This is a genomic window from Flavobacterium sp. LC2016-12 (assembly GCF_015351595.1).
GTDB lineage: Bacteria > Bacteroidota > Bacteroidia > Flavobacteriales > Flavobacteriaceae > Flavobacterium.
In genome coordinates, this window is sequence record NZ_JADKPT010000001.1 from 339914 (window position 1) to 363695 (window position 23782).

The window sequence follows — 23782 nt, forward strand, 5'->3', positions numbered from 1 at the left end:
GCTAATTTGTTTTATTGAATGTAAAAATTGAACTAGTACCTGCTTGTCCGCCAGGAAGTGTATAGTTTAATTTGATATTGTATTTTCCATCTTTAATCATTGGAAAACTTCCATTGATGATATAGTTGTATTTATCAATCATAGCCTGATTTTCACTGTTCAGATATTTATTGACTAATTTATATTGTAGCGCCAAAAAGTCTGTTTTATAATAGTAAGGCTGATTGTATCGATATGGTAGTCTTTCTTTTAGATAAGGATTTCCAGGATCATTTGTCAGGTACGATTGATACCAAGTTAGAAGCTCAATTCCTTTTGTTGGAGGAAGCCCTAAAATAGTAGTATCTCTACTTAATGTTATACCTGCTTCTATTGGATAGACTTTATATAGCAGTGGATAAATATTATTTTTATAATAATCATCATCTAAAAGCGCTTCAACTTTTACCAACGGTATGTTCTGAGTTTTAGCGTTACCAACAATTTCGATTTCATCAAATGGCTCTGTAGATGCATTTTCTGCGTGCAAAGCATGAACATCAGAATAAATAATTTCGATATATGTGTTTTTCGCTTTTTTCGCTGTCATTTTTTCCTGGAAAGTATTGTACTGGCTGGTATTAAAATTATATTGTAATAATTCAATATCGTCACCAGCCGTAATAGTTTCGTTTAACTGATTACTTTTTGTATCCACACTTACATCCTGATCTAAATTTTGTGTTGTATATGATTCAGACAAGTTTGCATTACCGTCAACCTTTTTTTGCAATGTTTTTAAAGAAAGATTGTACGATTTAGACGTTTGCAGGGCCGGTATATCAACAATAACCTTTCTTTGAGAACTATCGTACGTTATAGCAGAAGAACCAGTTTTGTCTCCTGTTTTATAAAATGCTTTCTGAGATTGTCCGTCTTTTAATTCAAATAAGTAAGGTTGTCCTTGTTTTAAAACTACATATGCTTGTTTTGATTCGTTCTGATAAACATACTTCTGATCAAAAACAGGGTAGGAGTAAGCAACGTTATTTACTGGAATATTGTTAGGAGCCACGCCAGTTGTAAAGTTTCTAGTTTCCGTTTCAATAGCAATTTTTCCTTCATCATAAACCGTTTTCCAAACTCCATTTATTCTTTCCTGAAAACTTACTTTTACAGTTAGAGTTAAATTGGTAGTTGGAGGCAATATATCATAAGAATTAAAACTTACTAAGTCATTGTTCTGATTCCATGTCATTTGTCCCACAATTGGAACTCCATCCTTTTTAATTGTATATTCTTCCAGTTTAAGCATATAAGTTTTTATACCAGAATCTTCTTCAATATTGAAAGCTTTTTCTATAGGCATATTGAAACCAACTTGTGGAACAGTAAATACATCAACATCTTTAGCTCCCTCAGAAGGATTAATATCTGCAATAGATTTTAAGCCTCCCAACGGACTGTCAGTTATAAATTCGCATTCTTTTCCAAATTCTAGTTTAAATCTAAAACTACCTTTAACGGCGCCTCCCAAAAGGTTAAAATATCCTCCAAGATATCCTCTTAGCCATACGGGATTTGGTAATTTGGCCTGAAGCAAAACAGCACCGCCCCCTTTTATAATCGAAATTTTCTTTCGAATCATAAAAAGTTTAATTTTTATACCTAATTCTCCTTGCAGATACGCATACGATTGACCATTTGCATACCATCCGTTTATACCAATTTGACCTGAACCTTTACATTGCGCTTCACCATAATCTTTCACCATTATGTCAAAACCAAAACCAGCTTGGAAATTGGCATAAAAGATTAAGAAAGTTAAATCACCAGTTTTAATACTAAAATCTGCTCCAAAAGCAAAACCTTTTCCTGCTGCAATGCTGTTTTCATCACGCATATAATCTAACTTGGCAGCATCGAGACCTAATATTTCGGCAACAATATCGGGAGGAGGAGGGCTTCCCGGGATATCATCACCAATCATGAAGTAACCTCCAGTTTCGACCTCTATAGAGCCAATACCCATTTTTAGACCTAATCTGTCTGTAGGAGTTCCCATGTGGATATACCATTTATCTGGTGCAAAATGCAAGACTGCCCAACCGGCTCTATTTTTGGAAGCTCTTCCTTTTATAACTCCCCCTGCAACTTCTACATATAAATCAAAACTTCCATGAAGCGTATGTGAAGTGAAATCATATTCAATAGCCGCATATGCATTAAATCCAGCCTTACCAGATACAGAATCAGGGTAAACTTGTTTCGATGCTTCAATCAGATTAGACTCTTTAATTTTATCAAGCGTACTTTTTACTAGTTTGCTCTCTGCTGTGACAATTTTTTCAAGATTCTTTTTAAGCCCATCTATAGGTACTTTAAATCCAAATTCCTGCATGACATGACCTTCGCCATAAATACTAATCCTATTTATACCACCATTGTCATTAAATGCAATTTCAAAACCTGCTCCTCCCCAAAACGCTTCTGGTCTTGCAGCATTGGCAAATTGAATCATTGCTTTTATCCCCAAAGAAGAGGGCTCATCTGGAACATATTCTGCTCCAGAGGCTGTAAATGAAGAACTAAAACCAGCTTTCTTCATATTGTAATATGCTCCCCCGCCAAAACCTTTAATAACAAAGGCACTGCAAGGAATGTTTAGGTTATCAGCCATGGCATCAACGTACCAGTATCTAAAGTTGTCTTTTTTACCAAAAATTGCATTTGCTTCAACTTTTATACCACCTTTAAATTCTGCTTTTAGATTACCTTTAAAGCCTTTTCCATATACAGGATCATCATCCATTATAATTATGCTTCCGGCAAATTTGGCTCCTCCTAGATCAGCATTAAGATCTATTCGTGCAAACTTCACATAATCGAATTTCCATTTTTGGATTCCGTCATTTTCATTGAATTTCCCGACGAGATCAAATTTGGTACGTCCTCCAAACTGATTTTTCATCAGATTAATAGACAGATCAAGCCTTAATGCAGCAGAATTATCATCAGCAATCAGGGCTATTTCATGTATAGTAATTGGAAAATTAGCCACTTTTGAAGATCCCACTTCATCTCCATAATTATCTTTATAACCAAAGTAATCGGTTTTAAGAATGGGTGTAACAGTTTGAAGCTGTAGGTTTTGAAAAACTATTCCTTCAAATAATATGATTTTTTTAGTTTCGTCAGCTTCTGCAGTTGTTTTTTCTGTAGCCGTCTCTCCTTTTTCGGCAATTGTTTCTTTCTTTGGCTGTGGTATTGCCTTTCCTGTAATGGGATCTAGTGGTACTTCGTTGCCATCTTTATCTATAGCTCCTTTTTGAACTTTGCCATCTGCGCTAGTTGTTTCGGTCCTATATCTAATACCGTTTGCGATGTCATCAGGATCAAAACTTTCATTTAATATTCTTTTAATTTCAGTTCCGTCTACAGCCTCGCTTTTTTCTAAAATAGCAGTCTTGATCGTAAGATTCCCATTCAATAAAGCTTTTGGTAAAAATTTACCTTCCTTAACTTTTAACTCAATATAAGACCCTTTTTCAATATTTGCAGTAGCCTTAAAAACAGAAAAGCATAAATTTTTAGCAATATCTGCTTTTAAAAGATATTCATGATCTACAGGGTTGATGATCGCATTATAATCCAACTCTACAATAGAACCATCCCTACATTTTGCTCCTGTGTTGGTTAAAGGAAGAATAACAGATCCTCCGAATCCGCCTGAAACTAATGAATTTGCCTTAAATCCAAGATTGATGTTTTTTACTGAAAATGACCAGCCGCCAGCACTTCCTGATTTAATATCCAAAATATCTTTGGCCGAAAAAATACCGGAAACTCCCATTCCGTCAATAAGTAAATCAGTTGCAGCAAAAGTTACTCGTCTTTGACCCGTTTTTATTTTAAACTCTTCAGGCAAAGTGATTTCTACACTTTTGGCATAGAAACCTCTCCATAAAGTTTCATTTCCTGGTATCAAGTAATCTTTTTGGTAATTGGAAGGCCAGACTATTTTTTCAGAATTTCTAATGTCACTTAAGTCGATCTTGGCATCCTTTACCTGGAAACATAATCCGGAAAAATTCGTAATTTGAAATTTAGGAATTGACAAGTCAACTAGAATGTCATTCCAATTGGTTGCTTTAGTAGAAATTTTACCTACGACTGAAGCATCTTTAATGATTACATTATTATCATCAACAGGTACTATTATTTTTTTTGAAAACTGAACATCTGCACTGATAACAAGTTCTTTAAAACCATTACAATCAATAGTTACATACGTTTTATTTTCGATTTTACCGGTAGTCATATTCATACCGCCTTTCAAAATAAGTAAGGCTTTATCACCGAAAATTGGAATAGGAACGTCACCTAGCAGTACTAAATTAGTATCTCCAGTTAACCCTCCTTTATGTGATAGCTTAATATTATTGGCACCAAAAAATATTTCTTTTCGTTTACCAGTAGAATCAGCCTGTGGTATAATAATCCTAACGAAAGCGGTTAATTCTGTATATTTTGGAGTAAATTTTGCATTACTGATTCCGAGCATATATTGAACACCACCAATCGTTTTTTTGATTCCGAGTGGAAGCATTGCTAATTTTCGTGTCTCCAGAACATCGGTAACATTACTATTTTTATCGATTTGTTCAAAAGTAGCTTTTGCTTGATTTAAATCAGCATTTGTTTCTTGTGCTACAGGGAAATTCTTTTTTAAAAATTCATTTGTAAACTCGCTCTCAGAAGATTGAGTATAGGTAAACGAATTAGGAGGAGGCGTAGGTGCTTTTACAGAAATAACCTTTTTAGTCGATAAAGGCTTTCTTGGCGAATTAATAGTGTCTTTAAAAGTATTAGAAAAACTATTAAAACTTACAAGGAATAAAACTAAACTTAATGCAAAAAAGGATAACCTTGAATTATTTTTTTTCAATTTATAGTAGGTTTGGTTGTTCTATTGTTTTGGAGCGTACGCAGATATGATTTTTAACAAATAAGAACTACTTTTAAAAAAGCAACTTGGGGTGTCTAATTTGTTGAAAATCAATCTTTTTGAATTTTAATGTTTCTCTATATCATATTTTTTTAATTTGTTTAAAACGTAATAGACTATTAAATTTTTGCCAAATTTATATAATTTATAGGAGAAATCTTTACGGTTTTCCACATTATGTCAAAAAAAAACTCCAGAAGAATCTGGAGTTTGTATGAAATAAAAAAAATCTAAAAGAACTATTCTTCTTTCATCGTATGATAAACGTTCATTACATCATCATCTTCTTCGATTTTCTCGATTAATTTCTCAACATCAGCGATTTGTGATTCTGTTAATTCTTTAGTGATTTGCGGAATACGCTCAAAACCAGAAGATAAAATTTCAAGGCCTCTGTTTTCTAATTCTTTTTGCAAAGCTCCAAAGCTTCCAAAAGGAGCATAGATTAAGATTCCGTCTTCATCTTCAAAAACCTCTTCCGCACCAAAATCAATAAGTTCTAATTCTAATTCTTCAGGATCAAGATTTCCTTTTGCAATTCTAAAGTTACAAGTATGATCAAACATAAATTCAACAGAACCCTGAGTCCCCATAGTTCCGTTGCATTTGTTGAAATAACTACGAATGTTAGCTACAGTTCTGTTATTGTTGTCAGATGCTGTTTCAATTAAAATTGCAATTCCGTGAGGAGCATATCCTTCAAACAAAATTTCTTTATAGTTGGCAGTATCTTTATTACTAGCATTTTTTATCGCACGCTCCACATTGTCCTTAGGCATGTTGGCGGCTTTTGCATTTTGTATTACAGCTCTTAATCTAGAATTGGCATCTGGGTTAGGTCCGCCTTCTTTAACAGCCATAACAATATCTTTACCAATTCTGGTAAATGTTTTGGCCATTGCTGACCAACGTTTCATTTTTCTTCCTTTTCTAAATTCGAACGCTCTTCCCATTTCTAATTTTTAGTTTTTGTGATGCAAAAATACGGTTATTCCTTATTTTTCCAAAATCAATCGTATTCTTTTTTAAATTATGTTCTTATGAAATTTTAACTGTGATTTTAAAAACATTCGTGTCGAATTTAACCGCAAGGTCCGCAAGGCTTTTACGCAAAGAACGCTATGAACAGCTTTGCGAACTTAATAAACATCTGCGAACGCAACGAAAAAAAACTTTGCGAACCTTGCGGTTAAAATCTATGTTCAAAGCGAGACAACCTGAAACCTATTTAGAAGCATTGAACTCTGTAATAATATTCACTGCTTCATTCAGGTAAGGATTTGTTTTCAAATTATCAATTTGATACTGGTTTATTGTTTTTTCTGTGGGATAAACACCTAATAAAAATTGATTTACACTGGAATTATAAACATCTAAAGGATTGTTTTCATCATTAAAAGTATTAATCTCTTTCCAAAGTGAATTGACTATCTTTTTCTGATTAAAAACAGCGTCAATTGTCATGGGAATTTCTGATTTTGGGGTGTTTACCAATTGATCAATTTTTAAATTGATTTTTTTCACGTCGTTAAAAAAATAATTATCTGCCAAACGCGCAGTACTATTTTGGGCAAGCTTATCTATTAAAGGTCGTTTTACGAATGGTTTGTATTTTAAAAATGGCTGAATACTGTCGTTTTTAATAGCTGTCGGGAAATCACTTTCCTTTTGATAGACACCTTCATAAAATTCAGGCACAATAACATCCGGAGTTACTCCTACATATTGATGGCTTTTTCCGGTTACTCTGTAAAATTTATTAATTGTGATTTTTAAAAAGTCAGTGTTTTTTTCTTCGTCTAGCGAAAGAATGGTTTGCATAGTCGCTTTTCCAAGTGTATTACTTCCAAGTATTAAAGCACGATTGTAATCTTGCAATATCGAAGAGAAAAATTCGCTTGCTGAAGCTGTATTGCTATTAACTAATACAACAATGGGCCCTTTATAAATCATTCCTCTGTAAGGGTCATTAATAACTGATGTACCTTGTTTGTTGTCTATTACAATCGAAAGCGGACCATAATCAACAAACATTCCGGCCAGCTTGATGGCTTCCTCCATAGATCCACCACCATTATCAATTAAATCAATTACAAGACCTTTTATATTGTCCCGATCTAGCTTTATCACTTCTCTCGCAACATCATCGGCACAACCTTTTCGGCTGTTACCATCTAAATCAGCATAAAAACTAGGAATCTTGATGTAACCAATTTTACTTTCTTTACCCACAATAAAACTAAAAACAGAGTTTTCTTCATCCTTCATCACTTGCTTTTCAATATAAACGTCGAAACTTTTGCCTGAATTTCTTTTTAGCGTAAGCGTAATACTTTTATTAGATTCAGATAAAATCATGGTAGAAATAGATTCTAATGATGCACATGAAACCTGCAATGTTTCTTTTTGATTGGATATCGAAACAATTTGATCTCCTTTTTTAATTTGTCCGGTTTTAAAAGCAGGACCGTTCGGATCTATTTCGTCAATAATAATTTCGTTTTTCTCGTTCAAATTCACCGTCATTCCAAGCGATAAGTGTTCTTTTGAGAGAGAAGCTACAAAACTCGATTTAGAATCATCACTAAAATAGGCGGTATGAGGATCAAAGTAAGTACAAAAGAAGTTGTATATCTTCTCTTCCAGTTTTGTATTGGTTTCTAAAAGGGTATTGAAACGACAAATTTCATTGGTTAAAATAGTGGTTCTTGAAGCTAGTTCAATCGATTTAAAGTTCGCTTTAATAGAATCCAGATTGTCACTGGTTTCGGCCATATCATCTAAAATCTGATAACGTAGTTTCTTTAACCAGACTTTTTCTAAATCTTCTTTTTTAAGATAAAAAGCAAATGATTTTTTATAAAATCGGATAGTGTCTTGTTTAGTATAGTCGATGGTTCCGGTCTGAATCTTTTCTAAGACTGTTTTAGTTCTCAGCAGCCCGTCCTTATATTTATTAGAAATAGCATCCACAAAATTACAGTCACCTTCCATAATCATATCATCTAAACTTAAACGATATTTTTTAGCTAAGTCATCGTATTCAGTTTTAAAAAAAATGTTTCTTGAGGGGTCCAGTTCATTTATAAGATTATCAAATACAAATATTGATAAGCTGTCATCAACAGGTTTTGGTCTAATATGTTCGGTTTGAATAAGTCGATTTATCTTGAATAAAATTTCGCATGTAGATGCGCTATTTTGACTAAATAGAACGCTTGTAGTCATCAAAAAAAATAATAGTATTTTTTTCATAGATTGAAGGTCTTCGTTTAGCTTAAAATTACACTTATTTTTTTGATTAAAAGTTATATTTTTTCTAAAATAACTTACATTTAATCGATTTCTTTCCGTTAAAGTGCATACCATTTCAGCTTAATTTCGCCATAAAAAAATGCATTACTTTTTGAGCAATGCATTTTCGTAATAGATATGTCTTAAAATTTATTTCTTGTAAAAAGGTAATTTTACCACTTTTGCAGCAACATCATTTTTTCTGATTCTGATAAAGATATCGTTATCAACAGCACTGTTTGCAACTGTAACATATCCTAAACCAATTCCTTTATTCATAGAAGGCGACATTGTTCCAGAAGTTACAATACCAATTACAGCACCAGAAGCATCAACAATTTCATAGTCATGTCTTGGTACAGCGCGTTCCTGCATTTCAAAAGCAACTAGTTTTTTAGTAACACCTTCTTCTTTTTGTTTTTTCAAACTTTCAGAATTAGTAAAATCTTTGTTGAATTTCGTAATCCATCCTAATCCAGCTTCAAGTGGAGAAGTAGTATCATTAATGTCATTTCCGTACAAACAGAATCCCATTTCTAAACGTAAAGTATCACGAGCTGCCAATCCAATTGGTTTAATTCCGTATGCTGCACCAGCTTCAAAAACTTTGTTCCAAATCGCTTCAGCATCAGCATTTTTGCAGTAAATTTCAAATCCGCCAGAACCTGTATAACCAGTTGCAGAGATAATTACATCATTAAAACCAGCAAAATCAGCTACTTCAAAATGATAATAAGCAATTGCAGCTAAATCAATAGAAGACAAAGGCTGCATAGCTTCAACCGCTTTTGGCCCCTGAATTGCCAATAAAGAATAATCGTCAGAAAGGTTTTTCATTTCAACACCCAAATCATTGTGCGAAGAAATCCAGTTCCAGTCTTTTTCAATGTTTGAAGCATTTACAACAAGTAAATATTCCTCATCTTTCATTTTATACACAATCAAATCATCAACGATTCCGCCGTCATTGTTTGGTAAACAAGAATATTGCGCTCTTCCTATTGTTAAAGTCGAAGCATCATTCGAAGTTACTTTCTGAATCAAAGCCAAAGCATTTGGTCCGGTAAGCAAAAATTCACCCATATGCGAAACGTCAAAAACGCCTACACTGTTACGAACTGTTTCGTGTTCAGCATTTACGCCTTCATAGGTAATAGGCATGTTATAACCGGCAAAAGGCAGCATTTTCGCTCCCAAACTCTCATGTATGTGCGTAAGCGCAGTATTTTTCATTGTGTGTTGTTTATAAAAGTGAGTCGCAAATTTATTTAAAAAATATCGGAAATTAATAGTCTAAATTATAAATTTCGCAATATTTAGTAGCTATTCCAGCTTTCCGTTACAAGTCCTCATAAAAAAAGCAAAATTTCTAATGTTCTAAAAAGAGCTTCCGCTGGTCGCTTTTTTAGAACAAGAAATTTTTGCTTTTTTTACTCCGGGCTTTCTACTACAATCAGGGCTAGGGGACTCAGGTAATAAGAAAGAACTTTTTTCTTCAAAATTTATGTAACTTTAATTCATAAAATCGATTCAATGAAAATCCCGTTTTTAATCACAAAAGAAGAAATTTTAAAGTTTTATAAACCTGTAAATCCTCATACACATAAAGGACTGCAAGGCCATGCTGTGATTATTGCCGGAAGTTATGGTAAAATAGGAGCTGCCGTTTTAGCCTCAAAAGCCTGTCTAAAATCAGGTTGTGGTCTCGTAACCACTTTTACACCAAAATGCGGTTACCAAATTCTGCAAATCTCGATTCCGGAAGTTATGGTTGTTACCGATGAAAATATGAATTTCATAACCAATATTCATCTTCCATTAATTCCACAAGCTATTGGTATCGGTCCAGGAATCGGGCAGGAGTTGGCAACCCAAAAAGCTTTATTTGAATTTTTAAGAACCAATAAAATACCTTTGGTTCTCGATGCCGATGCATTGAATATTTTGGCAGAAAATCAATCCTGGCTTGAATTGGTTCCAGAAAACACAATTCTCACACCACATCCAAAAGAACTCGAACGTCTTATCGGAAAATGGAATTCGGAATCGGAAAAATTTCAAAAAACAATTTCCTTTTCAGAGAAATACAAACTGATTATCGTAATGAAAGGCGCTCCAACTTACATCATCAACAAACAGGAAATCTACGAAAACACAACCGGTAACGCTGCCTTGGCAACTGCAGGAAGTGGCGACACCCTAACCGGAATAATTACAAGTTTCCTGGCACAAGGTTACGAACCTAAAGATGCTGCAAAATTAGGCGTCTTCCTTCATGGCTTAACAGCAGATATTGCTTTGCCAAAAACGGGTTATCAGTCTTTTATAGCCTCTGATATTATTGAGAATCTTGGAAAAGCTTTTTTGGAATTAGAAAAAAAAGTTTAACCGCAAAGTTCGCAAAGATTTACGCAATGAACGCAAGGTTAAAAAAAAGCTATAATAAAATATAAACTTAGCGCCTTTGCGTCTTTGCGAAATTATTTCACCCCAACAGTTAAAAAAAACTTAGCGAACCTCGCGTAAATCTTTGCGAACTTTGCGGTTAAATAAACAAACCGTAGATTTGTATTCCAGTAAAACTGCTTATGAAAAACAAATTCGATCTCAGAACGGTAAATGTTACCCGTTACATCACACCACTGCGCGAAGGCGGTTCTTTACCCGCTTTGGCAGAAGCCGATGACGATTTTAAATATGTCCTAAAATTCAAAGGAGCCGGTCACGGTGTAAAAGCTTTGATAGCCGAATTAGTTGGAGGACAAATTGCCAAAGCCTTAAAGCTGCAGCTTCCGGAGTTGGTTTTCGCCAATCTGGACGAAGCTTTTGGAAGATCTGAGGGCGACGAAGAAATTCAGGATTTACTGCAGGGAAGTCAGGGATTGAATCTTGCTCTTCATTTTTTATCAGGCGCGATCACTTTTGATCCTGTTGTGACAACTGTAGATGCCAAATTAGCATCGCAAATCGTTTGGCTTGATGCTTATATCACTAATGTAGACAGAACATTCAGAAATACCAATATGTTGATTTGGCATAAAGAATTATGGCTAATTGATCACGGTGCCTGTTTGTATTTTCATCATTCCTGGAACAATTGGGAACAGCATGCCAAAAGTCCGTTTGCGCTGATAAAAGATCACGTTTTACTGCCTCAGGCTTCTCTTTTAAAAGAAGTTGATTCCGAATTCAAAGCGCTTTTAACAAACGAAAAATTAGAAGAAATTGTCAATACAATTCCGGAAGAATGGCTGGTTTGGGAAGATACTGATGAAACCCCAGAAGCTCTGCGAAATGTATATTTACAATTCTTGCAAACCCGATTAAATAATTCCGAAATCTTTGTAAATCAAGCTCAAAATGCAAGATAGTCACTTATATGAGTATGCCGTAATTCGCGTGGTACCCAGAGTAGAGCGCGAAGAATTCCTAAATATCGGAATCATTTTGTTTTGCAAAAAAGCCAAATTTATAAAAGTATTGTCGCACATTGACGATGCTAAGGTTGAAAGTCTTTCGAACGATTTTGATATAGAACAATTGCATTGCAACATAACAGCGCTTAAAAAAATTGCAGCCGGAAACAAAGATGGCGGACCAATTGGACAAATGGAAATTCCAGAGCGTTTTAGATGGTTGACAGCAATAAGAAGTTCAGCAATTCAAACCTCAAGACCGCATTCTGGTTTATGTGAAGATTTGGAAAAAACGATTCAAAGATTGTTTGAAGAGTTAGTGCTTTAAAAAAGGTTCAAAGGAGCAAAGCGACAAAGGTTCAAAGGTTTTTCTGTAGAGACGCACAGCAGTGCGCTAACGGTATGATTATATGAATTTGTTTTATTTTAGGTCTATTAAAAAACCGAAAACAATTAAAAGCAGACTTGATATTGGCCCTGAGATAATACATACCAATGGAGTTTGTCCGTCTCCATGACAGGCAACATTTACACAAACTAAAAGAATAAATACAACAGTATTTAATAAACCGTAAAGAAAAAAATTAAGTAACATAAATTTTTCTTTGATTGTTTTTTCATCATTTAATAAAAGGGAATTTGTTTTTTTAATAAATAAAATGCTGGTTAATAAAATCAAAATAATAGAAAGCAACAAAACAATTGTATAACTCATTTCACAATTATGAATAAGCTTTTCAATTCCCATTGCTAAAAACACACAAGGGAAAATACTAAAAATCGGAAATACTGGAATCAGAGTCCATAAAGCATTTATAAAAGCATATTTTGTAAATCGTAATTCCATTTAGGGAGAGATTAGTTTTAGTAAAGTATTAGTTCAAACAAAAAAACTTCGTGCCTTAGCGCCTTAGTGGCAAAATTTGACTAAAAATCCAATGTCCCAAAGATACAGTCATTAGAAAAATCAAGCATTATATTTTCCTTTTTTTGATTTTCAATAACTAATAAATCATAAGTATTCAGATTGTATGTCTTGTCATTAATTTTTATGAGTGTTGTACGTAAAGAAAATAAAAGCATTATTTGAGCATTACTGTTCTGACTATTAGTCGTTATTTTTAGTTTATGATGGCGTATTTTGTCAGAAACCATCCAATTAAAATCAGTGCCTTTTGTATAAGAAGTCACTTCATCATCCGAATTAAATTCCATGATTTCATATTTCTCATATACTTTTTTTTCTTTGTTTACCTCAATATCTAAACAGTTATCAAGCATAACCAAATAACGGTGATAGCCCCTAAATTTCGTAAACACAGAAGGCTCTTGTTCTATTGTAGCGCTGCTTATTCTGAATGCAAAATCTCTGTCGGCATAGCTTGCCGTTTCCGGATATATCAAATATTCATAGGTCAATCCACCACTCCAAACAGAGGCTTTACTATCTTTTTTAGGCAAAAGGCGTATGTTCATTTTTCATTTTTTAAAAAAGGTTCAAAGTTGCAAAGTTACAAAGAGGCAAAGGTTTTTTTGTAGAGACGCACAGCAGTGCGTCTAACGCCAGAATTGAAAATCGCGCAAAGACGCAAAGGCGCAAAGAAAATTTTAAAAGAAAACTTTGCGACTTTGTGTCTTCGTGGCAAAAAAAAACTCAGCGAATCTCTGCGCATCCCGATAGCTATCGGGATTGTGTATCTCTGTGGTAAAACCCTCTTAAATACTTTTCTCCAAATAAATAAACTCCAAAGGCGCCTCACAAATCGTAACATGAATTTCGCTTTCAGGAAAAGCCTCTCTTTCGCCTGTATCCACATAGCCATGGCGTTTGTACCACGCAATAAGTTCTTCACGAACCGAAATAACCGTCATAATAATACTGGACAATCCCAAAGCTTTAGCATGATTTTCGGCTTCAGCCAGCATCTTTTTTCCGATTCCACTGTTTTGCAATTCGGGAGAAACGGTTAACATTCCTAAATACAATTGGTTTTCTTTTTCGACCAATAAAACGGAACCAATAATCTTGTCGCTCTGAGTATATTTCAGAATTGTATTCTTCGGATTCAGAATCGTTTCTGTCAACTCTTCTTCGTTGGTTCTTTTTCCTTCTAATAAATTGGCTTCAGTTGTCCAGCCTTTTTTAGAAGTTTCACCTCTGTATGCTGAATTGATTAAAATATTTAATGTAGGAATATCTTGTAATGTTGCTTTTGTAATCATGGTATGCGATGCTGTATTTTTATTTTTTAATTTGAATTGCCTCCTGCTTTAGCTGGAGGAACAAAATTACAATATGAAACTGGCTTTAGCCAAAAATCTTAATAATTTAGGCTAAAGCCAGTTTGAAATTATTTATTTGCCTGGAGGCAATTGAAGATTTTGATTGTTTTCTAAGAGTTATATTTCACTTGTTTCATGATACAGTTTTAATTTTTTCATCCAGAAATGCTATTATTTCTTCAAACTTTTCCTTTCCAACTTCTTTTTCAGATAATATAAAACGAACTCCTATTTTTGAATCTAAGAATATTGTTTCATCAATCCTTGTATATCTTGGTAATCCCATCCATTTTAATTTTAAGTCTTGTTGATAATCCTTAAAGAGAAAATAATCATCATGAAATTCCCAAATTGGACAATCACATGCGTCTTCCTTATTTTTTACCTCATTATAAGTTGCATTGAAATATATTTTTTTATTTTCTTTATAAGTAACATTCATGCGATAAACCATATAAAGACTAAATAATCCCATTGCACAGAATAATCCTCCAATATTATTTTTTCCAATTATTATTAGTATTCCAAGTGATATTAAAACTATTGAAATAATTCTATTTCTTTTATTGTTTTTTAAATGTTTAGCCCAGGCTGTATCAAAATTTAACTTGTTTTGTTCGATGTAAATCTCTTTGTTAAAAGGTATTTCTATATTTATCATTAAGTTTTTATTTCCAATTAATATTTTGGCGTAACGCTTTTTGTCTTTTCAAGCGCTTGATTTTCTCTCTCAATTACTTTCTCAAATGGAGATTTTTTTGGCAAATGTTGCTTTTGATATTCTTCAATAAGCGGAATGGTTAAAATAATCTTTAAAGCAGTATGATAATTGGTTATCTCGCTTCGTTTTTTATTGATCGTATTTACTAAATTTTCAATATCAGCTTTTTGTGTGACATATTTATCCTGACTTTTCGTAATTAAATTTATCATTTTCTGTTTCATTACACTATCTCTTATACCATTAATATGACTTTCTACAGAATTGTAATAATCATCAGATTTTTGATCATAAGTATAAAAAAGATTTGTTGTATCTCTTGGATTCAATTCACTTAGCTCGTTTTCTAAAGCTTTCAATTCGGGAGATTTATCTACAAGTTCCTGATACAAGTCTTCTACTAAATCACCACCTTTTCTAAATCTTCCTATTTCAATACTTGTTTCCTCAAAAGCTTTTGGTTCCTCATTGCTTCTCTGAGTAGTTTCATTTTCTCGACAAGATATCAGGAGAATTAATGAAAACATTGCGATTTTTTTTAGCATAGTTTTATTTTTAAATAATTTAATAATCATAAACATGTTCAACAGTAATATTTTCACTCTCAGCCTTCTTAATAAATGGCAATAATTGCTCAACCGGCATAAAGTAGACATTCCTTTTCAAACCATCATCCGTAACAATGCTGGACTGGTACAATAACTTTATACCATCCAAATTTAGATCTTGTGATTTATTCATAATGGTCGAAACAGCAATTTCATCATTTCCTGAAATCTCATAAATTTTGACATCCTGATTAGCCAATTTTTTCATTTCAGTCGTAAAAATTGCCCATCTTGTAACTGCAATAATCATTTTGTCGCCATTTCCTTTTTTGAAGATTTTTAAGTCTTTGCTTTCTTTGATAGTGTCACTATTAGAAACAATTAAATAAATCAGATTAGATGGCGTTTCGTAGCTGGATTTCGCGCCCCATTCAATAAGTTTGGAATAAAATGCCTTAAATGAAAATTCGACTGTAAACAACATCGTTCTTTCCCATTTTCGTAATGTACTGCAATCCGAATTATCAGAAGCTGACCATACTTTTTTAACCCACGGAAGAAATTCAAATTCATACCAGGCCGTTTGGTAAACAAAGTCGCTGTAAGCTTTTTGAGCATCAATTATAATTTCTTCTTGTTTGGATATTTTGTCTTCTGCAAACAAAGAAAAGAATCGTCCTGTTGTATTTTCATAAAGGATTTTCAGGCCATATTCCATCGTCATGCTTACGCCAATGACTTGGAGCATCGTTTTATATTCGGCGTTTTCAGGATAAGCTTTTGAAGTCAGTTTTATAGAACGATCGTACAATTTCCAATATTCATCAATCGATTTGTAAAAAGGAAAATCAGACGGATTTTTACCACTTTTTAAATAATCTGCATATTCTTTTGGATTGTAAACCAAATACCATTCAGGAACCGTTAGAACCGTTTGTTCTTCTGCTCTGAAGTATTCTTTTATTTTCTTTTTTTGATGCGCTAAATTGTCTGTTGTATACGGATTATATTTATCCAATAACTTGTTTGTAAAGCGCTGTTCCGGATCTAATTTGTTTTTTAAGGCGAAATATTTAGCGCTATTTGGATATCCTTTCTGAAATTGTTCCACAGTCGCGTGAGGCTGATAGGGAAGGTACCAGGTTCCGTTTTCGCTTAAAATTGCATCTGTCATTTCAAGTGTCCATTTCTTGACATGGTCTTTTGCTTCGGGATTGGTTCCTTGTTTGTAATAAATCACAAAAGCAAAAACCTCTCTGTTGGCCCACGAAAGATAACTTTCATGATCCGGCAAAGCATGTCTCAGCGAAACATTGATCACATTCACTTTGTTATTTTGAAAAATGGCACTCATTTTCGGAATAAATGATTTTATATTCTCCACCGGAATAAAGTATTCCTGCAATACATAGGTTGACTTTTCGCGGGAAGAAGGTTCTAATTCCTTCACATCATAGCTCGCTTCTTTATTGCGCCATCGAACCGTTTTAGGAATAAAATATAAAGGATCAATCGTGTATTCGCGAATCCATTTTCCTGAATTTCCCCAGGAAACCACTCCTGATAAGTTCGATTCCAGCCAATAATTTTGAGTTTCATCTATTAATCGATCAGTATCAGTTAAGGGTCTGGTTGTTTTCTCCCATGAAATACTCATTATTTTGTCGTATTTCGGCGGATATAAATTCCCATTCTGAAAAACGACTTTGTCATTATTTCTAATGTTTTTATCAAAATAAGCTTTGTAATCTTCAATAGGCATGACCTGATGAAATCTTTCTACTTTTTCGTTATCAACCAATTGCAAAGTTGCTTCGGCAATAACGCCAATTCCGCCATAACCGCCAATTGTGGCATAAAAAACATCCTGATTTACTTTTCGGTTTGCAATGATAATAGCACCATTTGCTGTAATTATTTTCAATTCTAAAACCGATGAAATAATCGGACCATAACCCACATATCTTCCGTGGCAATTTACCGAAATCGCACCGCCAACAGTAAAATTAGAATACGTCTGCATGATTTTGATAGACAAATTCAAAGGATCAATTACTGTTTGAATATCTTTCCAACGAATTCCTACTTGTACCGTAATCTGCTTTTTAGTGGTATCAATACGGACGATTTTATTGAAAGATCGCATATCAATATGCAAGCTGTTTTCGAAAGCCGTTTGTCCGCCCATACTGTATTTTCCTCCTCCAATCGAAATGGGACCGGTTGTATTTTTTATGGCGTAAACAATCTCGTTTACCGTTTTGGGTTTGATAATTTGATTGACCTGAATCGGGTTGATTTGCGTAATATCATTCAGTGTTTTATTATCAATCGTTTTATCGAATTTTGAATCTCCGGAGAATTGTATTAATAAGAAAATGTATAAAACGAATAAAAGGAAACCGTAAAACGGAATTGCCCTGCGCTTTTTTCTATTGGCAAACCGAATCGCTTTTTTGATTCCGGCGTAAATGAATTGTAAAATTTTGAGTAACCAGGCGAATAGCAATAGAATAAAACGGTAAATTTTTTTCATAAAACAGGCAGAGAAAAGAGATTAGATTTTGGTAAAAACCATTAAAGCATTTTTGGTAGGATCGCCTTTTTGATACAACGTTTTTTTGTTGAATTTAAATCCGATGTTTTCAACAAAAGCACAAATAAAGTCTAAAGAATAAAAGTTCCGAACTTCTTTGGCATTGTATTCCCAGGTTTCGTTTACGCCCAAATTAAAGACATCGTGCGCCAAAGCCACTAATACTTTTTGATCTTCGGTATCGCAATTATGATCTCTTAAAATCAATTTTCCACCCACTCGCATCGTATCTCTGATGGAAGAAATATATTGCGTTCGCAACTCTAAAGGACAATGATGAAAACCGATATAAACAGTGACCAAATCAACACTATTGTGCGGAACATGATCTCCAAATTTGGTTTCGTAATTGGTAAAGGGAATATATTCTGCTCCAACAGCAATTTGCCCGCGCTCGACCATTTCGGTAAAAGAATATTTTGGTTTTCGGCCATCTGCATAATATCTTTTTCCTTTGATGGAAATACTTTCTTCCAGATAATCCAGATAACGGCCCGAAGAACCAATTTCTAAATAACCATTATAAGAAGTACCTTCTCCCAACAAAGCAACCGTTTCTGCCGACATCTCATTTTTTTGATGCATTAAAGCCGGAAGCTGATAACGAACGCTTGATAACATAGGAGTAATGTCGTCTAACTGCGATTGTGTTGCCGTATAAATCTCTTTATCAGTACTTTTTGAAATCGTGTTGTCATAAATTAATTTATGGAATTCGGCCTCTGGGTATAAATTAAACACATTTTTCAAAAACAAAAAGAACTGATTTTTAAGTTTTGAATTCGTATAAATGTATTTGAAATTACTTCTAAGAATTGAAGTCGATTCAAGCAATTTGTTAGGAAACAATTGTACCGATGTGACAAAAAGTAATGTTGTTTTAACGAAGTCCCTTCTTTTCATAGTTGGTTTTTGGTAAATCAAACATAGTGATTATGCTTACAAAAAACTAATTTCGCAATTAGAAAAAAATAGAACTATTAGTTCGCTAGCGCGAGCTTCTCGCTCGTGCCCGATCCAATCTTTGCGTTCACGAGCGGGACGCTCGCGCTGGCGGGGGAAATAATTTGGTTTTTGGTTGGGTAAATGTAGGAATTAATTTAAATGTTAATTATTTTTTATTTTGATTCGTATAGAAAGTTTTTTTATAAAACAAAATACAGATTTACAAATTGAAAAAAAATGTAAATCTGCTATTTGTTTTTTACTTATGAGTATGACTTTCAGTCCAGTGGGGGATTATTGAGAATTCATTTTTAACTTTACAAATGCTCTCATCATAGGGTTTTTAAAGGCATATCTTGTACTCATTCCTTTACCAAGTTTGAATAATATTTCTCCTCTACTTTCGGTTGTTAATTGATTTAAATTATAATTTTTTGAATTTGATTTAGTTAATAAATTATAATTTTTAACAACATCAGTAATTGTAAATGAATTAAATTCATCAATTTCACAATTAGCACAAGAGTATAGAAGATGTTTCCATTTATTGCTACTATTTGAAGCTAAAATAGCCTTTCTAAATGAAATTCGTAGTTGCTCAGATGTGTTTTCAATACCTTTATTTATTGCAATCGTTAAATAAGGCTCGGAAAAATTTGTCTTTTCATTTTCTATTAATTCTTTAGATCCATATTTACAAATCAGATGGACATAATGAGGAAAACCAGACGAAAATTCTACAATTTTATTTCTAACAGTTTTATCTATTTTTAACCCTAATATTTTTAGCCCATTGTTAATGATTTCTTCACATTCCTCTTTCTTCATGGTAGGCATTTTCACTTGCTTTAGACATCTTTCTAATGATTGGTGGTTTCCAATTAAAGATTCTATATTGTCGGCAATACCTACTAAAACAACTGTAGAATTTGTGTTGTTGTCAGATAAAGATTTAATTAAATCTGCAAAACTTGATCTAGTTTTTTCGTTTATTATATTGTCAAATTCATCGAAAATAAATAACATCTTGAAATCATTACCGAATAAATTTAGTAAATTAACCACATGACTAGCTCGAAGATTGACAATATTACTGATTTGATTTCCCATATCAACTATTTCAGTAATTTTGTCTGATTTGAAACCTATACCAGCCGTTGTTTTTGAAAACTGTATACTTTCAAAAGCTCTTTCCCATAAAGTTTTAAAATTATCTTGTCTATCACATGTTATCTTAACTGGATACAGGTTAGTATATGAGGAGAACATAATATTAGCTAATGACGTTTTTCCTACACCACGCTCTCCATAAAGTATTGCATGTTGACCTCTTTCATTTATTGCTTCAGCAACTTTTTGCAATTGAGTTATTCGTCCAAAGAAAAAATCTTTTTCTTGTATGGGCATTATCGGTGAAAAAACTTGATTTAATAGTAATAGCTTGGTAGATTTGTCCATTATTTTTTATATTTTTCTAGAGTAAAAATATAAAAAAAAGCCTTCATTTTGAAGGCTTTTTATTAAGTTTTTGTTTTATTAAAGGCTGATTTCAAATCTGAAATAAAATTTTCAGCATCTTTTTTATTTCGAATAGCTTTAGATAAATTATCTTGTGTGTCAGATGACCCCGTTGTTAATTTAACTAGCGGTTTATATTGGCTATTTTTTTCAGAAATAGCTTTGAATAGTTCAATTTTACTATTTATATCGATTTTCATAATGCAAATATATTAATTTAATTTAATTTATATATATAATATCTATATAAATCTTGTGGATTCCTTTCTGTATCAAATACTTCTGGTCTAGGTTTGAAAAATGGGTATCCATTTTCATCTCTTTCGATATCGATTTTATTTCTTAATAATTTGACATACCAATCAACTCCTACAATAGATAAATTATCCAAGTTCGATATATTATATCTAAACATTCTGTGATAAAGATATGCTCTTAAATCGTCGGAACCATCTATGCCAATGGAATTTTCTTTATTTTGATTCAAAAATAAAATTCCATATAGTAAAATTGATGAGAATAATTTATTAATATTTTTGTGCTTAACTTTAAATTTATCATTTATAGTTCCATCTTCATTAGGTGGTCCAAATCCTAAATTATAAACATTTTGTAAATACGGATCAGGATGATGAACTATAGAAACGTGCAATTCAATTAGTGTATCGTCACAAAGTTCACTTTCAAAAATGAAATATTTAAAATCTTCACTAACATACTTTGGATCATATGTATCATCTAAATTTATTTTTATCATATTATTTTTTAGTTTGCAATCTTATAATATATTAGTTTTTAAAGATTTTTTTTAAGTATCGTTTTTTTTTAATATTTTCCAAACATACCAATTTTACTTACAAAAAGCTAATTCAATAATTAATTTAAAAAGCCACGAATTCATAATTAAATTCGTGGCTTATATATTTGTATAGAGATAAATTATTACCCCAAAAACGCCTTCAATTCCTCATAAGTCTTAATCTTCACACTCACTTTATCTTCATTCATAACACTTTCAATTTGTTCTGGAATCGGAAGTTTAATGCCTAAAGCAGGTTCAACAACATCTAAGAATTTAATAGGATGCGCGGTTTCTAAGAAAACACCAATTGCGTTATCGTGTTTTTGCAATTCTTTTTTCAAACCTAAATAACCCACAGCACCGTGTGGTTCTGCGATGTAACCGTCGGTATTGTAAATTTGTTTTAGGGCTGTAAGTGTTTCTTCATCGGTATAACTATACGATGAGAAATCTTTTTCGAAAGCTTTTAAATCGTTGTTGTACAATTCCTGAATTCTAATAAAGTTACTTGGGTTTCCAACGTCCATAGCGTTCGAAATTGTTGCTTTAGAAGGTTTCGGATCGTATTTTCCGCTTTCTAAGAATCTTGGTACCGTATCGTTTACATTGGTAGACGCTACAAAATGCTCAATTGGCAAACCTAGTTTTTTTGCCATAATTCCGGCGCAGATATTTCCGAAATTCCCGCTTGGGCAAGAGAAAACTAATGGTTTGTTTTGGCTTTTCAAAGCCTTGTAAGCAAAGAAAAAATAGAACATTTGTGGCAGCCAGCGCGCAATATTAATAGAATTTGCCGAAGTCAGGTTTTTATGCGCCAGAGTTTCATCTAAAAACGCTTTTTTAACCATATCCTGACAATCATCAAAAACACCATCTACTTCAAGAGCTTTAATGTTTTGTCCTAATGTCGTCAATTGTTTTTCCTGAATATCGCTCACTTTTCCTGACGGATATAAAATCACAACATCAACGCCGTCAACGCCAAGAAATCCGCTCGCAACCGCACCGCCCGTATCTCCGGAAGTCGCTACCAAAACGGTATTTTTACTGTCTTTTTTATCTTTATTAAAATACGCCAGACAACGTGACATAAATCGCGCTCCAACATCTTTAAAAGCCATTGTTGGCCCGTGCCATAATTCTAACGAATAAATCCCGTTTTCAACTTCCACAACCGGAAAATCAAAAGATAAAGTGTCTTTAATAATTTCTCTTAAATTGTCCTCCGGAATATCATCGCCCACAAATTGCTGAATCACATCAAAAGCAATATCGTTATGGCTTAAATTCTCGATTACATTAAAAAACGCAGGATTTAAAGGCGTGATGATTTGCGGAAAATACAATCCTTTATCACTCGCTAATCCTTGTATTACAGCTTCTTTGAATGAAACTTCTGGTGCATTATGGTTTAAACTATAGTATTTCATGGTTTAATTTTAGATTTTAGATTTTAGATTTAGAAAAAAGAGAATAGAATATAGAGTATAGAAAATAGACTTTCTTTACAATCAAATTCCAATTTTTTAAATTCCAAAATCCAATAATTATATTATTTAAGCTTCTGTTTTGTCATTTCGACGGAGGAGAAATCTCCGCAAGTAGCTCCGCAGGCTAAATCGCCAATCTTTGTCGAGTTTCTCGCGGGGATTCCTCGTTCCTCGGAATGACAAACTGTGTCTTAATTCTTTTTATTTAAAACGTTTCACAAAATCCTAACCCCATCCGGATTTATTTTCGAAACGTGAATTTCATAAGGCAAATTCATTTTCTCATAAACTTCGCTCATGGCTTTGGCGATTTGGTCGGCGGTGTTTTTTCCTCTGCTTAGAGCAAAAATCGACGGGCCGGAACCTGAAATTCCAGAACCTAAGGCACCGTTTTCTAAAGCTGTTTGTTTGATCAAATCAAATCCCGGAATCAAAACGCTTCTTAATGGTTCAACGATTTCGTCATGAAGCGATCTTCCAATCAAATCATAATCTTTGGTGTATAAACCGGCAATTAATCCGCCCACATTTCCCCATTGCATAATCGCACTTTTTAGGGAAACGTTTTGTTTCAATACCGAACGTGCATCTGAAGTTTTCAATTCAATTTGAGGATGAACCACCGTAGCATACAATTCTTCCGGACTATCAATTCGGATAATATCAAGCGGCGCATAACTTCTTACCAATGTAAATCCGCCTAAAAGGGCAGGAGCAACGTTGTCTGCATGCGCGTTTCCGCTGGCTAATTTTTCGCCCTGCATGGCAAATTGCACTAAATCTTTACGGGAATACGGTCTTCCTAATAATTCATTGATTCCGAAAACCGCTCCGGCAGAACTGGCAGCACTGCTTCCAATCCCGCTTCCGGCTTTGATGTTTTTGTAAATTTCGATTTCAAAACCAAAATCTAATTCGTCTAAAGTTTCCAGCATCGCCAAAGCCGCAACACCTGAAACGTTTTTCTCGGTTTCCAATGGCAAATCGGCACCGACAATTTTAGTAATACGAACGCCTTTTTGATCGACTTTTCGAACAATCATTTCATCGCCTGCATTGTCTAAGCAAAGTCCAAGTACGTCAAATCCGCACGAAAGATTCGCGATAGTTGCCGGGCAAAAGAGTTTAATTTGTGTCATTTGTTATAAGGTTCAAAGTGGCAAAGGTTCAAAGGAACAAAGG

Annotated in this window: 19 protein-coding genes; 3 read left to right on the top strand and 16 right to left on the bottom strand. The window is 33.5% G+C overall.

The window, feature by feature from the left end; genetic code table 11:
* Position 1 precedes the first annotated feature (1 nt).
* The 4 genes from IRZ99_RS01475 to gcvT form a co-directional block, all read right to left on the bottom strand.
* Positions 2-4927 carry a hypothetical protein gene (locus tag IRZ99_RS01475; RefSeq protein ID WP_194655582.1) on the bottom strand — a complete coding sequence of 1642 codons (4926 nt, stop codon included), beginning with the start codon at positions 4925-4927 and terminating at the stop codon, positions 2-4.
* Positions 4928-5226: 299 nt separating this feature from the next.
* A complete protein-coding gene (locus IRZ99_RS01480) occupies positions 5227-5940 on the bottom strand; it encodes a YebC/PmpR family DNA-binding transcriptional regulator (RefSeq protein ID WP_194655583.1) in 714 nt (237 codons plus the stop codon).
* A 271-nt stretch (positions 5941-6211) separates the two neighbouring features.
* Complete coding sequence (locus IRZ99_RS01485) at positions 6212-8242, bottom strand: S41 family peptidase (RefSeq protein ID WP_194655584.1); 2031 nt, start codon at positions 8240-8242, stop codon at positions 6212-6214.
* A 189-nt stretch (positions 8243-8431) separates the two neighbouring features.
* Positions 8432-9514, bottom strand: a complete 1083-nt coding sequence (gcvT, locus tag IRZ99_RS01490) for a glycine cleavage system aminomethyltransferase GcvT (RefSeq protein WP_194655585.1) — start codon at positions 9512-9514, stop codon at positions 8432-8434.
* Between the two features lie 300 nt (positions 9515-9814).
* Between gcvT and IRZ99_RS01495 the strand changes: the two genes are divergently transcribed.
* The 3 genes from IRZ99_RS01495 to IRZ99_RS01505 all read left to right on the top strand — a co-directional run bounded on the left by IRZ99_RS01495 (position 9815) and on the right by IRZ99_RS01505 (position 12025).
* Positions 9815-10669, top strand: a complete 855-nt coding sequence (locus tag IRZ99_RS01495; RefSeq protein WP_194655586.1) for an NAD(P)H-hydrate dehydratase — start codon at positions 9815-9817, stop codon at positions 10667-10669.
* A 200-nt stretch (positions 10670-10869) separates the two neighbouring features.
* Entirely contained in the window at positions 10870-11652 is a 783-nt protein-coding gene (locus IRZ99_RS01500) for a HipA family kinase (RefSeq protein ID WP_194655587.1), read from the top strand.
* Positions 11642-12025, top strand: coding sequence for a DUF3037 domain-containing protein (locus IRZ99_RS01505; RefSeq protein WP_194655588.1), 384 nt, complete (start codon positions 11642-11644; stop codon positions 12023-12025). Before IRZ99_RS01500 ends, IRZ99_RS01505 begins: the two co-directional genes overlap by 11 nt.
* A gap of 93 nt (positions 12026-12118) precedes the next feature.
* Here IRZ99_RS01505 and IRZ99_RS01510 read toward each other — a convergent pair whose 3' ends face one another.
* The 12 genes from IRZ99_RS01510 to IRZ99_RS01565 form a co-directional block, all read right to left on the bottom strand.
* Positions 12119-12544 carry a hypothetical protein gene (locus tag IRZ99_RS01510; protein WP_194655589.1) on the bottom strand — a complete coding sequence of 142 codons (426 nt, stop codon included), beginning with the start codon at positions 12542-12544 and terminating at the stop codon, positions 12119-12121.
* Between the two features lie 80 nt (positions 12545-12624).
* Positions 12625-13173 carry a HutD family protein gene (locus IRZ99_RS01515; protein WP_194655590.1) on the bottom strand — a complete coding sequence of 183 codons (549 nt, stop codon included), beginning with the start codon at positions 13171-13173 and terminating at the stop codon, positions 12625-12627.
* A 240-nt stretch (positions 13174-13413) separates the two neighbouring features.
* A complete protein-coding gene (locus tag IRZ99_RS01520) occupies positions 13414-13920 on the bottom strand; it encodes a GNAT family N-acetyltransferase (protein WP_194655591.1) in 507 nt (168 codons plus the stop codon).
* A gap of 193 nt (positions 13921-14113) precedes the next feature.
* Entirely contained in the window at positions 14114-14641 is a 528-nt protein-coding gene (locus IRZ99_RS01525) for a hypothetical protein (protein WP_194655592.1), read from the bottom strand.
* Between the two features lie 17 nt (positions 14642-14658).
* The gene (locus tag IRZ99_RS01530) at positions 14659-15246 is read right to left on the bottom strand and encodes a hypothetical protein (protein ID WP_194655593.1); all 588 of its coding nucleotides are present in this window, start codon (positions 15244-15246) and stop codon (positions 14659-14661) included.
* Between the two features lie 19 nt (positions 15247-15265).
* Positions 15266-17785, bottom strand: coding sequence for an FAD-binding protein (locus IRZ99_RS01535; protein WP_194655594.1), 2520 nt, complete (start codon positions 17783-17785; stop codon positions 15266-15268).
* Between the two features lie 21 nt (positions 17786-17806).
* The gene (locus tag IRZ99_RS01540) at positions 17807-18748 is read right to left on the bottom strand and encodes a dehydrogenase (RefSeq protein ID WP_194655595.1); all 942 of its coding nucleotides are present in this window, start codon (positions 18746-18748) and stop codon (positions 17807-17809) included.
* A gap of 336 nt (positions 18749-19084) precedes the next feature.
* Positions 19085-20248, bottom strand: a complete 1164-nt coding sequence (locus IRZ99_RS01545; RefSeq protein WP_194655596.1) for an AAA family ATPase — start codon at positions 20246-20248, stop codon at positions 19085-19087.
* A 62-nt stretch (positions 20249-20310) separates the two neighbouring features.
* Positions 20311-20508, bottom strand: coding sequence for a hypothetical protein (locus IRZ99_RS01550; RefSeq protein ID WP_194655597.1), 198 nt, complete (start codon positions 20506-20508; stop codon positions 20311-20313).
* 17 nt (positions 20509-20525) lie between these two features.
* Positions 20526-21065: a hypothetical protein gene (locus IRZ99_RS01555; RefSeq protein WP_194655598.1), complete on the bottom strand. Its 540-nt coding sequence runs from the start codon at positions 21063-21065 to the stop codon at positions 20526-20528.
* Positions 21066-21250: 185 nt separating this feature from the next.
* Positions 21251-22540: a threonine synthase gene (gene thrC, locus IRZ99_RS01560; RefSeq protein ID WP_194655599.1), complete on the bottom strand. Its 1290-nt coding sequence runs from the start codon at positions 22538-22540 to the stop codon at positions 21251-21253.
* A 275-nt stretch (positions 22541-22815) separates the two neighbouring features.
* Positions 22816-23739, bottom strand: coding sequence for a homoserine kinase (locus IRZ99_RS01565; protein ID WP_194655600.1), 924 nt, complete (start codon positions 23737-23739; stop codon positions 22816-22818).
* Between the last annotated feature and the right edge of the window lie 43 nt (positions 23740-23782).